General features: G+C 73.1%; 8 protein-coding genes. 6 read left to right on the top strand and 2 right to left on the bottom strand.

Going from position 1 to position 13774, the window contains the following annotated elements:
• Positions 1-184: 184 nt before the first annotated feature.
• A complete protein-coding gene (locus ACFV2S_RS11260) occupies positions 185-2710 on the bottom strand; it encodes an MMPL family transporter (RefSeq protein ID WP_385556423.1) in 2526 nt (841 codons plus the stop codon).
• A gap of 205 nt (positions 2711-2915) precedes the next feature.
• On the opposite strand from ACFV2S_RS11260, the gene ACFV2S_RS11265 reads away from it, so the two are divergent.
• Together ACFV2S_RS11265 and ACFV2S_RS11270 are read left to right on the top strand one after the other, a co-directional pair.
• Entirely contained in the window at positions 2916-3419 is a 504-nt protein-coding gene (locus ACFV2S_RS11265) for an N-acetyltransferase (protein WP_385556425.1), read from the top strand.
• Between the two features lie 303 nt (positions 3420-3722).
• Entirely contained in the window at positions 3723-4433 is a 711-nt protein-coding gene (locus ACFV2S_RS11270) for a hypothetical protein (protein WP_385556427.1), read from the top strand.
• On the opposite strand, the gene ACFV2S_RS11275 is transcribed toward ACFV2S_RS11270, so the two are convergent.
• Positions 4415-5308 (bottom strand): alpha/beta fold hydrolase, encoded by an 894-nt coding sequence (locus ACFV2S_RS11275; RefSeq protein ID WP_385556429.1) that lies wholly within the window; start codon positions 5306-5308, stop codon positions 4415-4417. The genes ACFV2S_RS11270 and ACFV2S_RS11275 overlap by 19 nt on opposite strands.
• 295 nt (positions 5309-5603) lie before the next feature.
• On the opposite strand from ACFV2S_RS11275, the gene ACFV2S_RS11280 reads away from it, so the two are divergent.
• The 4 genes from ACFV2S_RS11280 to ACFV2S_RS11295 all read left to right on the top strand — a co-directional run bounded on the left by ACFV2S_RS11280 (position 5604) and on the right by ACFV2S_RS11295 (position 13726).
• On the top strand, positions 5604-6707 hold the full coding sequence (locus tag ACFV2S_RS11280; RefSeq protein ID WP_385556431.1) for a PP2C family protein-serine/threonine phosphatase: 1104 nt from the start codon (positions 5604-5606) through the stop codon (positions 6705-6707).
• Between the two features lie 286 nt (positions 6708-6993).
• A complete protein-coding gene (locus tag ACFV2S_RS11285; RefSeq protein WP_385556433.1) occupies positions 6994-8022 on the top strand; it encodes a helix-turn-helix domain-containing protein in 1029 nt (342 codons plus the stop codon).
• 178 nt (positions 8023-8200) lie between these two features.
• The gene (locus tag ACFV2S_RS11290) at positions 8201-11587 is read left to right on the top strand and encodes a S8 family serine peptidase (protein ID WP_385556435.1); all 3387 of its coding nucleotides are present in this window, start codon (positions 8201-8203) and stop codon (positions 11585-11587) included.
• Between the two features lie 174 nt (positions 11588-11761).
• Positions 11762-13726 carry a potassium transporter TrkA gene (locus ACFV2S_RS11295; protein ID WP_385556437.1) on the top strand — a complete coding sequence of 655 codons (1965 nt, stop codon included), beginning with the start codon at positions 11762-11764 and terminating at the stop codon, positions 13724-13726.
• Positions 13727-13774 lie beyond the last annotated feature (48 nt).

The following is a 13774-nucleotide window of genomic DNA, read 5'->3' on the forward strand; positions in this document are numbered from 1 at the left end:
CGCGCGGGGGCGGCGGGGGGGGGGGCGGGCGGCCGCCCCCCCCCGCCCCCCGCGCCCGCCCGCGGGCGGGGCCCCCCGCCCCCCCGCCCCCCCCCCCCCCCCGCACGGGCGTAGGCGAAGGAGAGGAGAGTGGCCTGGACGGGAGGGAGGGGGGCCGCCTCCCCTCCGTGCCGGGAGGACCCGCCTACCGCTGGAAGGGATCGGGGCGGCCGTCGCGGGTCTGTCGCCCGTACGGCCGCGGCAGCTGCTGCGGCTGCGGGGCGCCGGGCGCCCGGCCGGGACCGAAGCCCTGCCCGTACGCCGTGTTCTGCCCCTCACCCGGGCTCCGCCCGTACTCCGGGCTCTGCCCCTCGTCCTGCGCCTGCCCGTACTCCGGGCTCTGCCACTCGCCCGCGCCCCGCCCGTGCGCAGGGCTCTGCCCGTACCGCGTGCCCGCCGTCGGGACCGCCGGTGCCGGGTGCGGCCGGCGCGGCGCAGGGCTCTGCCCGTACCGCGTGCCCGCTGTCGGGACCGCCGGTGCCGGGTGCGGCCGGCGCGGCTGCCGCGTGTCGCCGGAGCCGGCGGCGTGCTGCCCCTGCCGGGCGGCGGCGATGCTGCCGGGCCACCAGTTCCACCGGCCGAGGGCCGTCATCAGGGCGGGCAGGACGAAGACGCGGATCACGACGGCGTCGAGCAGGATCGCCGCCGCCAGGCCGACACCGAGCTGCTTGAACTCCACCATGCTGAGGGTCCCGAAGACGGCGAACACGGCCACCATGACGATCGCCGCGCTGGTCACGACACCGGCGGAGCGGGTGATGCCGTCGCGGACGGCGTCGCGGACCTCGGCCCCGCCGAGGGCGGCCTCCCGGATCCGGCTCACGACGAACACGTGGTAGTCCATCGAGAGGCCGAACAGCACCACGAAGAGGAACAGCGGGAGCCAGGAGACGACCGCCCCGGAGCTGTGGAAGTCCAGCACCCCCTCCGCCCAGGTGTTCTGGAAGACCGCGACGAGGACGCCGAAGGAGGCCGCCGCCGACAGCAGGTTGAGGAGGATCGCGGAGAGGGCCACGGCCGGTGAGCGGAAGATGACGACCATGGTGGCGAAGGTCAGCAGCAGGACGAAGCCCACCACCCACGGCATCCGGTCCTTCAGGTGGGCGGTGAAGTCGGCTCCCCGGGCCACCTTGCCGCCGACCGCGCCCTCGGCGCCCTGAACAGGTGCGAGCGCCTGGGGCAGCCAGGCACGCAGCAGTTGGAGGGACTCGTGTGCCTCGGCGCTCTTCGGCGAGTGCGGTGTGCCGACGGCCACGGTGTGTACGCGCTCGTCGGCCGACGAGCGGATCAGGGGTGTCCGGTCGCGGGCGAACGGCTCCTCTCCCTCGGTGCGGCTCAGCAGGGTCCTGAGCGCGGCCTCGACCTCGTCGGCCCGGCCGGCGGGCGCCGTGACCGCCACCTGGTGCACCGTGCCCTTGCTGGGGAACGCCGAGGTCAGCCGGTCCATGGCCCGGACGACCGGGATGTCGCGGGACAGGTCGTCCGAGCCGGGCTGCTTCAGCTCCATGTCGAGCGCGAGCAGGGCGAGGGCGAGCAGGGCGCCACCGGAGACCGCGAGGGTGAGCAGGGGCCGTACGAGGGCGGGGCGCAGGAGCACGGGCCAGACGCGGGACGCGCCGGAGCGCATCGTGAGCCGCCACAGGAGCGGCACCCTGGGCCGGTCGACCCGGGGCCCGAGCTTGGCGAGGAGTGCGGGGAGGACCGTCAGCGAGGCCAGGACGGCGACCGCCACGACGAGGATCGAGCCGGTGGCCAGGGAGGCGAAGGTCGCCTCCTGGGCGAGGTAGAGGCCGGCCATCGACACGATGACGGTGGTGCCGGAGACGACGACGGTGTGCCCGGAGGTCTCGGCGGCGATCTCGATGGCGTCGAGGTGAGAGGCGCCCTTCCGGCGTTCCTCCCGCTCCCGCTTCAGGTAGAAGAGCGAGTAGTCGACGCCGACGGCCATGCCCATGAGCAGGATGACGTTGCTGACCGCGCTGGTCTCGGGAAGGACGTGCGAGGCGAGGGCCGAGAGGCCGATCGCGGCGCCGACGCAGGACAGGGCGAGCAGGACCGGAACGCCGGCGGCGACGACCGCGCCGAACACGACGAGCAGGATCAGCAGGGTCAGCGGGAGGCTGATCAGCTCGGCCCTCCGGAAGTCCTCGCCGAGGGTCTCGCCGAGCCCCTTCGCCGTGGATCCGGTGCCGATCTGCTCGATCCTGAGGCCCGCGTGGGCCTTCTCGGTCGTGGCGCTCGCGTCGAGCAGCGGCTGGACCCGGGCGTCGGCGTGCTCCGTGTCGCCCGACATGGTCACGGGGAGCAGCAGGGCTTTGCCGTCGGGGGACGGGAAGGCGGCGCCGACGCTCTCCACCTCGGGCAGCGCCTGCATCCTCGCGGTGAGTTCCCCGGCCGCCCGCCGTGCGGCGGCGGGGTCGAGCCTCCCGCCGTCCGAAGCGGTGATGAGGACGTTCTCCTCGGGTTTCTCGGTGAAGTGGCCCGAGGCGGTGATACGGCCGGCGCGGCCGGACTCTCCGACGCCCGATTCCTCGTCCCCGAGCTTGTTCGTGCCGGCGGCCCCGCCCAGGAAGAGGCACAGCGCGACGAACACCACCCAGAGACCGAGGGCGGACCACGGATGCGTGGCGCTCCATCGCGCGATCCGTACCGTTGCCGGTTTCTTGCGCACCTTCTGCTTCCCTTCCGTTGCTGCGTAGATCGCCGGGGGCGGCTGCCGCTCTGTGTCGAAAGGAACGCTAGGCATCGGGGAAGAGCGGTGGCACGGGGTAAACCACCCGGGCGGCACCCGGTTCCCGCAGGCCTCGCCCTGAGGTTTCACGCAGCAAGGACCTGCCGAAAGAGCGGACGGCTGTGTGCTGCTACGGTCGGGCGCCATGAGCTGGCTCCCCGATGACTTCGTCCATCCCGTCCTGGTACCGCTGCCGGGCGGTGGCCATCACCTGCGGCCGATCCGGGAGGCGGACACCCCGCTCGACTACCCGGCTGTGATGGGTTCGCGCGAGCGCCTGTGGACCATCTTCGGCCCGGCCTGGGGCTGGCCCGCGGCCACCATGACCTACGAGGGCGACCAGGCCGACCTGTTGCGGCACGAGAAGGAGATCGCCGCACATCAGTCCTTCAACTACGGGCTGTTCGACGCGGCGGAGACGGCTCTGCTCGGCTGTGTCTACATCGATCCGCCGGAGAGGGCCGGCGCGGACGGCGAGATCGCCTGGTGGGTGGTGGACGAGCTGGTGGACGGCAAGGTCGAGCAGGCCCTCGATCAGCTGGTGCCGCAGTGGATCGCCGCCGACTGGCCGTTCGAGCAGCCGCGCTTCCTCGGCCGCGAGATCTCCTGGTCGGACTGGCTCGCGCTTCCGGAACACCCCGACGCGTAAGGAGCTTCTGCCGTACCGAGAGGTTCGGTTGCGGGTCGAACGTGGGCCCTCGGTTGGCCGCTCGGTTCGTGGCCGGTGAAGGAGAGCAGGGCCTCCCGCACGCTTCAGGAACGGTGAGACCACCCGCCACGCAGGACCCGCCACGCCACGTCCGCGAGCACGGCGTCGGGTCGCGGCTCTCGGATCTCGCGCGGCCCGTGGCCTATCCGGCCCCGCCCCGGCTCGGGCACCATGAACCGGTCGAGGCCCCCGGGGGCGTACGAGCGGGCCGGGGGCCGGGGAACGCGAACCGGGGGAGTGGCCGTGGGCAGGTTCAGGCGGGGTGGTCCGGCGATCGAGGCGGACGTCCAACGGCGGGTGCGACGCAGCCCGTTGCTCTTCACGGCGCCGATCGTGCTGCTCGTCCTGCTGACGGCGGTGCTCGGCTGGGAGGTCGTCCGGGCGAACATGACGGCGGAGGCCCGCGCCGACTGGCCGTGGCGGCTGGAGCTGCTCGACATGGAGCCGCTCGGCAGCCTGCTCGCGGTCGCGGCCGGTGCGGTCCTCGCCAGGGCCCAGTACGCGCGCACCGTACGGCCGTTGCTCGGCTGGCGCGCCGACTGGACGACCGGGCACCTCGGGAGCGGCGTACCCGAGTGGCGGGTCGGACTGCTCAACGGAGGTTCGCACACTGTGGTGATCGAGGCCTACGCGTGCCGGGCCGTCCTGCGTGGCGGGGACCCGCTGCCCGCCGCCCCGTGGACCGACGTCCAGGGCGTGGCGGAGGTGCTGACCGGGGCCGGGCTCACCGTCGGTGAGGACTTCCAGCTGGTCACCATGGGGCACTTCCCCCTGGTGGGCACCGGATCCTACGAGACGACGATGCTCGGGGCCTTCTCGCGGCGCTTCGTCGACGAGGTCGAGGCGCTCCACATCAGGGTCCGGGTCGGCGATGTCGTCGGAGACAGTCACGAGCGGATCCTGGACGCCCTGAAGGGCGCCCGCTCGGCCTCGTATCAGCGACCCGCGCCCTGACCGTCCAGCCAGCGCAACACGTCGGGCAGCGCCAGCTGGGCGGCGAAGTGACCGGCGTCCGGTACGAGGAGGGGCTCGGCGCCGGGAATCCGGCCGGCGAGCCAACGGGTGTGCGCCACGGGCGAGAACGCGTCGTCGAGCCCGTGCCACAGCAGCACGGGCGCGGCCACGGAGGCGACGTCGAAGCCCCACGGGCCGGCGAGGGCCAGGCAGTCGTCGAGCCAGCCGTGGTGCGAGACCCGCAGGGCCTCCCGGTAGGTGCGGAGCAGCACCGTGCGGACCCGGGAGTCCTCGACGACCGGCAGGTCGTGGGGCGAGAGACCCGCACGCAGGTCGTCGAGGAGGCGCTCCGGGTTCCGCCGGAGGACGGCGGCCCGCGCGGCCAGGTCCCGTTCGAGGCCGCCGGGATCGCTCCCGTCCAGATGGGCCCGGGCCAGGCCGTACTCGCGGACGTTGAACGGGGTCATGCCCGCGTACCAGTCCAGCCCGGCAGCGTCCGGCGGGGCGAGTCCGACCAGTACGGCCGCCGCCCGCACCCGGTCCGGCAGCAGCGCCGCGCACGCGAGAGCGTGCGGCCCGCCGCCGGACCGGCCGACCACCGCGAACCGCTCGATCCCGAAGGCGTCGGCGACCGCCGCCGCGTCCCGGGCCGCGTCGGCGACCCTGCGGCCCGGGACGCGCCGGGACTCTCCGTAGCCGGGACGGTCGTAGGAGAGGAACCGGAAGCCGGGGTGCCGCGCGGCGAGCCCGGGCAGCAGGGTGCCCAGACGGGTACCGGGCGTCCCGTGGAGGAGTACGACCGGAGCTCCCGAAGGATCGCCCCATTCCTCGGCCACCAGGAGCCGGCCGTCCTCGGTGCGCACAGGGTCTCCCATGCGGGGGAGCCTAGGGCGCCGCGGGGTGCCGGGGGGAGAGGGCGTGGGCACCGCGGCACGTCGTGTGCTCGGTGGTGCCGGCGCGAGAGGGCGTGGGCACAACGTGTGATCGGCGGTGGCTGGGGGAGACGTCGTCGGCACAGTCGGACGTCGTGTGCCCGGTCCGGCCGCGCGGACAGGGCCTCCGCGCCGGGCGTGCCGTCGACGGCGACCGAGGCGATCGCGGTGAGTCCCCCTCCGCGCCCGGAAGCGGCCGTGGAGTGCGCGGCGCACTCCGGCATAGGAGCCTGGTGGTGTGGTGAAGGCAAGGAAGGCGGCGACCGACGCGTACCGGCGGAGCTGGCTGCGCGGGGCCCCGCCGCCCCGCTGGGTACGGGTCCTGCCCGTCCTGCTGCTCGTCGGGGTCGGAGTGGCCTCCCTCACCGACTCCGTCCCGGTGGACATCGGCTTCCTGCTCGGAGCGGTGCCCCCGCTGGCCGTCCTGGCCTACGGGCCGCTGGCCACGGCCCTGCTCGGCGCCGCGACGATCGGGCTGCTGACCATCCCCTTGTTCCATCTGGACCGGCCGGGCAACACCGACCTCTTCACCCTCGGCTTCGTCGCGACCCTGAGCGTCTTCGTCTCCTTCGTCCGCGGACGAAGGGACGCGCAGCTCGACCTGGAACGCACCGTCGCCGAGACGGCGCAGCGGGCCATCGTCCCGGACGTACGGCCGCGGGTCGGGCCCGTGCGCTGTGCGAGTCTCTACCATGCCGCCGAGCTCGGCACGCTGGTGGGAGGCGACTTCTTCGACGTCCGGGCCGGCCCCCACGGGGTGCGGGCGGTCCTCGGCGACGTGCAGGGGCACGGCCTGTCGGCCGTCGCGACGGTGGCCTCCGTCATGGGGGCGTTCCGGGAGGCGGTACTGGACGATGTGGACGCGGAGTCGATCGCGGCCCGGCTGGACCGCAGGCTCGTGGTCGACTCGGCGCGGACGGAGCACGCGGAACTCTTCGCCACGGCGGTCTTCCTGGACTTCGCTCCGCACGGGCCGGAGGTCCGTGTCCTGGCCTGCGGCCATCCGCCGCCGGTCCTGGTGCGCGGCGGAACCGTGAGCACCGTGGAGGTCGACCCCGGACCGCCCCTGGGACTGGGCCTCGCCGGTGTCATGCCCGGAACGGCCGCCACGGTGTCGCTGCTGCCCGGGGACCGGCTGCTCCTGGCGTCGGACGGTGTCCTGGAGACACGGGACGCCTCCGGTGCGTTCTACCCCTTCGTCGAGCGTCTGGCCCGCATGACCGGTGTCGGCCTGGACCAGCTGCCCGACGAGATCTGGGCCGACCTGAGCCGTTTCGCACCCAAGATCCAGGACGACGTCACCCTCCTGATCCTCACCCTGGACGGCTCCGGGCCGGACTGACCGGACCGCTGGTGGCGGGGGCGGACGGATGGTGCGGAACGGGCGTCGTCCCCTCGCCGGAAAGAGACAGGCTCACGCTTTCGTCAGAAGCTCCAACGTCCGTGTGGGGGTGTCGGCACTGCCCCACGTGAGGGCTCCGCCCCCTTCCCCGAGGCCGTCACCGCGCGGAACGCGAACGGCGGGCGGCGGCCCGTGGCCATGTCCGGACTCTGGGATAAGGTGCTGCACCCGGTCCTCCCGAGCCTCGCGGAGGACAGACACGGCGGCCGTCCGAAGGGGGACCTGGGTGCTGCAGGCGTTGGGACTCGGACGGGCGGAAGAGACCGTCTACACCGCTCTGCTGGGGCGTCCGACAGCCTCCACGTACGAGCTCGTCCGCCTGACCGGACTCGAGGAGCCCGAGGTCGCCGGCATCCTGCTCGACCTGTCGGCGCGCGGCCTGGTGGCGGTCGCCGCCGAGGCCGGGAGCGGGGCACCCGGCCCGTCCGTCCCCGGGGCGGGCACGCCGCCCGCCCGCTACCGGCTCACCCCGCCCTCCGTGGCCCTCGCCCCCCTGCTCGTCGAACAGCGCAACGCGCTGCACCGGGCCGAGACGGCCTTCTCGATGGTGACCGAGCAGTACCGCAGCACCGCCGCGCACCCCGCCGGCAGCGTCGTCGAAGTGGTCGTCGGCGTCGAGCAGGTGGCGCACCGGTTCCACCAACTGCAGCGCGGAGCCCAGCGCGAGTTGCTGGTGTTCCTCGTCGGGGAGCCCATCGCCGTGCCCCGCGAGGACGCCGACATGTCGGAGAGCTCCGCGCTGGACCGGGGGGTCGACTTCCGTGTCGTCGCGTCCAAGGACTACCTCGACGCCCCCGGCGTGGGGAACGACGTGCGGTCCGCCATGGCGGCGGGCCTGGAGATCCGGCTCGTCGAGTCGCTGCCGCTGAAGATGGTGGTGTCGGACCGGGAGCGCGCCATGGTCCCGCTGGACATGGCGGACTCCGGGGACGAGCCGAGCGCCATCGTGGTGCATCGCAGCGGACTGCTGACGGCCCTGGTCCACCTCTTCGAGCGGGAATGGGCCCTGGCCCGGCCGCTGTTCGCCACCGCCGCCGGCGTGTGCGCCCCGTCCCCGGCCGACGACCGGCCGACCGAGGGGGAGCTGGAGGTCCTCGCCCTGCTGCTGGCGGGGATCTCCGACCGGCGGGCGGCCTCGCAGCTCGGTCTGTCGATCCGCACCGTGGAGCGGCGGACACGCCGTCTGATGGACCTCGCCGGAGCGGACTCCCGCCTGCAACTCGGCTGGCACGCCGCCCGTGCCGGCTGGCTCTGACCTCGGCGACCGCCCTCCGCGCCCCGAGTCCGGGGCAGGGCGAAGCGCTGCCGGACGCGCTCTCGTGTCGGGTAACCGCCATGCGGGGAATCCGTCACTCCGGGCCCTCCTCGGTGATCCGTCGGTCTGCCAGGCTGCAGCTGCAGCCCCACATGTCCACGGTTTCCATGGGAGATTCATGCGCTTCATCACGCGTACAGCCCTGGGCGCGGCGACCGCCGCCGTCCTCACCGTCACCGCGGTCGCGCCCTCCGGGGCGGCGGACACACCACCGGACGGCACCTCGGGCAACAGGCCCCTCGTCGGCAGCCGGACCGCCCCGGCGGGCGGCGAGCAGGCGACGGTGACGCTCGTCACCGGTGACAAGGTCGTGGTGACGACCGACCCGGCGGGTCGCAGCTCCGCGGCCGTCCTGCCCCGCGAGGACGGCACGCAGCCGATCGTCCAGACGTACCAGACGGGCAAGGACCTCTTCGTCTACCCGGAGAACGCCACCCGGGCGATCGCCGAAGGCACCGTCGACGAACAGCTGTTCAACGTCACGGGGCTCATCCGCCAGGGATACGACGACGCGCACACCGACGCGCTGCCGCTCATCGCCACGTACCGGCCCGGGGTGAACGTCCTCGACGGCGCTCCGGCTCCGCGCGGATCCGAGCGGGGCCCGAGCCTCCCCGCCGTGGACGGCGTCGCGCTCAAGGCCGACAAGGACACCGCCGCCGCCTTCTGGCGGGACGTCACCGACCCCCGTTCGCGCTCCGCCTCCACGCTGAAGAAGCTGTGGCTGGACGGCAAGGTCGAGGCGACGCTCGACCGGTCCACCGCCCAGGTGCACGCCCCCGAGGCGTGGGCGGCCGGGTACGACGGCACGGGCACCCAGGTCGCCGTCCTCGACACGGGCGTGGACGCCGGACACCCGGACCTGGCGACCCGGGTCGCCGCGTCGAAGAACTTCACGGACTCCAAGAGCACCGACGACCACGTGGGCCACGGCACACACACCGCCTCCACGGTCGGCGGGTCGGGCGCGGCGAGCGACGGCCGCATGAAGGGCGTCGCTCCCGGTACCTCGCTGCTCATAGGCAAGGTCCTCGACGACGCGGGCTACGGCCAGGACTCCTGGGTCATCGCGGGCATGCAGTGGGCCGTCGACCAGCAGGCCGACGTCGTCTCCATGAGCCTGGGCAACGCCTCGGTCCGTGACTGCACGGACCCGGTGGCCGAGGCCGCGAAGGAGCTCTCGAAGAGCAGCCGCACCCTCTTCGTCGTCGCCGCCGGCAACGCCGGCTCGGGCACCGAGACCGTCTCCTCGCCCGGCTGCGTGCCCGGCGTGCTGACCGTCGGCGCCGTCGACCGCGACGACACGACGGCGTGGTTCTCCAGCCGCGGACCCGTGGCCGTCACCCGCACCCTCAAGCCCGAGATGGCCGCGCCCGGCGTCGACATCTCGGCGGCGAGCGCGGGCGGCCGGGGCGTCTACGCCTACCGGTCGATGTCCGGCACCTCGATGGCCGCCCCGCACGTCGCGGGCGCCGCGGCGATCCTGCGCCAGGCCCACCCGGACTGGACCGCGCAACAGCTCAAGGCCGCCCTGGTCGCCTCCGCCCGCACCGGCGGAAAGGTCGCCGGCGCCGACGAGACCGGCGCCGGAGTGCTCGACGTGTTCGGCGCGGTCAACCAGAAGGTGCTCTCCGCGCCCGCGGTCCAGGCCGGCAGCTACAACTGGCCGCAGGACGCCTCGGACCGCGCCACCGTGCAGGTGCCGTTCACCAACACGGGCGGCAGCGACCTCACCCTCAACCTGAGGGTGAGCGGAGTGCACGGCAACGACGGCAGCGAGATCCACACCGGCATCGCCGACCTGAAGGACACCAGGGTGAGGGTCCCCGCCGGGGCCACCGTGCAGGTGCCCCTGCGCATCGACCCCACCGCCCGGCTGAAGGCCTCCCAGTACGGTGCGGTCACCGGCCGGATCCTCGCCACCGGGGGCGGTGCGCACGTCTCCGTGCCCTTCACCCTCTACGTGCAGCCCGAGACGGTCACGCTCCGGATCAAGGTGGTCGACCGCAACGGGAAGCCCGCGAGCGGGGCTTCCTCCCTGGAGCTCGTCAGCCTCGACACCGACAAGGGCGAGCGGCGCTACAACTCGGGCGCGACCGAGCAGACGTTCAGCGTGCGCCCCGGCGACTACGCCCTGAGCAGCTTCGTCGCGTCGTACGACGCCGGCGACGCACCCGAGTCGATCGGCTACCTCGCCAAGCCCCAGCTCCGGATCACCGGCGACACCACCGTCGTCCTCGACGCCCGCGAAGCCCACCGGCTGAGCCTGCGGACCGACCGTCCCTCGACGGCGGACAGCACCACCCTCAGCTACGCCCGCACGTGGGACGACACCTGGCAGACCGGCGCGGCCCTCGTCGTCCCGAACACCATCCACCAGCTGTACGCGGACATCGACGGACGCGCCCTCGACGGCACCTTCGAGTTCCGCTCCACCTGGCGCGCGATCGGCTCCGAGGGCGGCTCCCCGTACGTCTACAACCTGTCGTACCCGACCCGGGGCCCGCTGCGCTCCGACCAGACCTACCGGCCCAAGGACGCCAGGCTGGCCCAGGTGACGGAGACGTGGAAGGCCCTCGGCAAGGAGGCCGACTACCTCGACGCGCTGCACGTCCGCCCCGCCGGCGGCGACAGCGGCTTCATCACCGTCGCCGCGTTCAGGAACGTCAAGGCCCCCGGCATCCGCACCGCCTACTACACGACCGGTGACGACTCCTGGTACCACGGTGCGATGACCAGCTTCCCGTTCGCCGCGTTCATGGGCGACCAGGAGCGCACCTACCGCGCCGGGCAGCGCGGCCGGGAGGAGTGGTACGGCGGACCCCTGCGCCCGGGTGCCGTGCGCGACGCGGACGGCGGGCTGATGCTGGCCGCCGAGCGGCAGGGCGACCTGATCGGCTTCCAGAACGCCCTCTGGGTCGACGGCTCCGGCGACCACTGGACGTACGGCGGATCGTTCGGTGACCTCGGCAACCTGGTACTGAAGCGCGACGGCGAGCAGATCGGCCGCACCGCCTACCCGTACGGCGTCTTCCAGGTGCCGGACGAGGACGCCGCGTACGAGCTCACCCAGAAGCTGGACAAGGTCCTCTCCGGCGACCGCAACTGGCTGCGCTCGACCTCGGCCACGACCACGTGGAGCTTCCGCTCCCACCGTGAGCCCGAGGTCTACTCGCGCGGTCTGCCCATCCTCTCCCCGGTGTACGACCTGCCGGTCGACGGCATGAACACCCTGCCGGCGCAGAGCGGCATCACGGTCGGCCTGTCGGTCGAGGGCCACGCCGGATACACGCCCGGCGCGGTCACCGCGGCCTCGCTGTCCTACTCGTACGACGGCGGCGCCACCTGGATCGAGGCGCCGACCCAGCGGCACGGCGACGCCTGGACGGCCGTCCTCGACCACACGGGCGCCACGGGCAGGCAGGTCATGACGAAGGCCTCCTTCACCGACGCCCACGGCAACGCGGTGACCCAGACCATCACCCGCGCCTACGACGTCCGGTAGCCACACCCCACCCGTACGGGGCGCCCGCCGACCACGGCGGGCGCCCCGTACGCGCACGGACCGTCCCGCCCGGTGCCTGGCGCGCATGCCCGCACGGCCACTGTGATCTGATGGAGCGGCACCTCACGACCCATCCACCGCGATGCGGCGCGGGTGCGGACGGGGGAGTTTTCGATGGTGAGAGACCGGCTGCGGGCACGGTTCCGGTACTGGTTCGACGGCACGATGGACCGGGGGACGCCGGCTCTGATCAGCTGGCTGGCACTGGCCTCGATGCTGCTCATCGTGGCGGCCTCGACCCTGGTCGTCGTGTTCACGGACACCGACGCCGAGGACAACGGCGGCTGGGCCGGCGTGGCCTGGATGAGCCTGCTCCGCACCCTCGACCCGGGCACCATGGGCGGGGACACCGGAAGCCCGGTGTTCCTCGCCCTCATGCTGACGGTGACGATCGGCGGCATCTTCATCGTCAGCGCGCTCATCGGTGTCCTGACCACCGGTCTGAACCAGAAGATCCAGGAACTCCGCAAGGGCCGCTCCCAGCTGATGGAGCGCGGGCACACCATCGTGCTCGGCTGGTCGGACCAGGTCTTCACGGTGATCGCGGAGCTCGTGGAGGCGAACCAGAGCGAACGCCGCTCCTGCGTGGTCGTTCTCGCCGACCGGGACAAGGTCACCATGGAGGACGCGATCCGGACACGGATCCCCGACATGGGCCGCACCCGCGTCATCTGCCGCTCCGGCAACCCCCTGGTGCGCGCGGACCTGGAACTCGTCAGCCCCGACACGGCGAAATCGATCATGGTGCTGCCGCCGGTCGGGGACGACAGGGACGTCGACGTCATCAAGGTCCTCCTGCTGCTGCACAGCCGAACCTGGAGCGGACCCCGGCCCCACGTGGTGGCCGCGGTGCACGACTCGGACAACCTCGCCGCCGCCCGCCGGGCGGCGGGGGAGGGGGCGCTGGTGATCGACGCCGAGGACATCGCCGTACGTCTCATGGCACAGGCCCACCGCCAGACCGGCCTGTCCGGCGTCTTCAACGAACTCCTCAGCTTCGTCGGCAACGAGTTCTACCTCCGCGAGGAGCCCGCGCTCGTCGGCACGACGTACGGAACGGCGCTCCACGCCTTCGAGACCGGGACGCCCGCGGGGCTCCGCAGGAGCGACGGGCGGGTGCTGGTCAATCCCGCCATGGACACGGTCATCGCCCCGGGCGACCAGCTGCTCGTGATCGCCGAGGACGACCTGCTCATCCGCCTGGCCCGCACCCCGCCGCCCGTCATCGAATCGGCCATCACCTCCGCCCCCGCCGAGCGGCCCGGGATCGACCGGACCCTGCTCATCGGCGAGAACTCCCGTACGGCCAAGCTCGTCGCGCTCCTCGACAGCTTCGTCCAGCCCGGATCGACCCTCGACATCGCCGCGCCACGGCGGCCGGACACCGCCCTGAACCAGCCCGTGGTCCATCTCAGCCTGGGGTTCAAACACTGCGAGCCGACCCGCAGGTCCTCCCTGGAGTCCCTCGACCTGGGCGGCTACCAGCACATCGTGGTCCTCTCGGACGACACGTTCGCCGCCGGGGCGGCCGACGACCGGACCCTCGTCACCCTGCTGCACCTGCGGGACATCGAGGAACGCCTCGGAGACCCGTACTCGATCGTGACCGAGATGAACGACGACGCCAACCGTGAGGTCGCCCAGGTCACCAAGGCCGACGACTTCATCGTCAGCACCAAGGTGATCAGCCTCCTGCTCACCCAGCTGACGGAGAACCGCGCCCTGTACGACGTGTTCACCGACCTCTTCGATCCGGAGGGCTCGGAGATCTACCTCAAGCCCGCCTCCGACTACGTCGTCCTCGGCGCGGCGGCCAACTTCGCCACCGTCGTCGAGGCCGCCCGGCGCGAGGGGGAGACGGCCATCGGCTACCGGCTGGCCCGGTACAGCGACGCACCGCCCGGCTACGGCATCTTCCTCAACCCGCCGAAGTCCACCCCGCTGGTCCTCGGACCCCAGGACGCCGTCGTCGTGCTCGCCGAGGAGGAGGACGCTCTCTGGTCGGCGGGCGACCGCTCCGAGGCCAGGGTGGGGCGCCCCCGGCCCGCAGGACGACCCCGGCGGTCCGGTCCGGCCTGAGGAGCGGCTTCGGGGCAGGGGGGCGGCTCTAGACTGGGACCCTCAGGC

The sequence above is a fragment of the Streptomyces sp. NPDC059695 genome (genome assembly GCF_042733785.1).
Classification (GTDB): Bacteria; Actinomycetota; Actinomycetes; order Streptomycetales; family Streptomycetaceae; genus Streptomyces.

Coding starts and splice junctions, on each gene's coding strand:
- ACFV2S_RS11295 (WP_385556437.1), top strand. CDS start 11,762: ATGGTGAGAGACCGGCTGCGGGCACGGTTCCGGTACTGGTTCGACGGC.
- ACFV2S_RS11265 (WP_385556425.1), top strand. CDS start 2,916: ATGAGCTGGCTCCCCGATGACTTCGTCCATCCCGTCCTGGTACCGCTG.
- ACFV2S_RS11275 (WP_385556429.1), bottom strand. CDS start 5,308: ATGGGAGACCCTGTGCGCACCGAGGACGGCCGGCTCCTGGTGGCCGAG.
- ACFV2S_RS11290 (WP_385556435.1), top strand. CDS start 8,201: ATGCGCTTCATCACGCGTACAGCCCTGGGCGCGGCGACCGCCGCCGTC.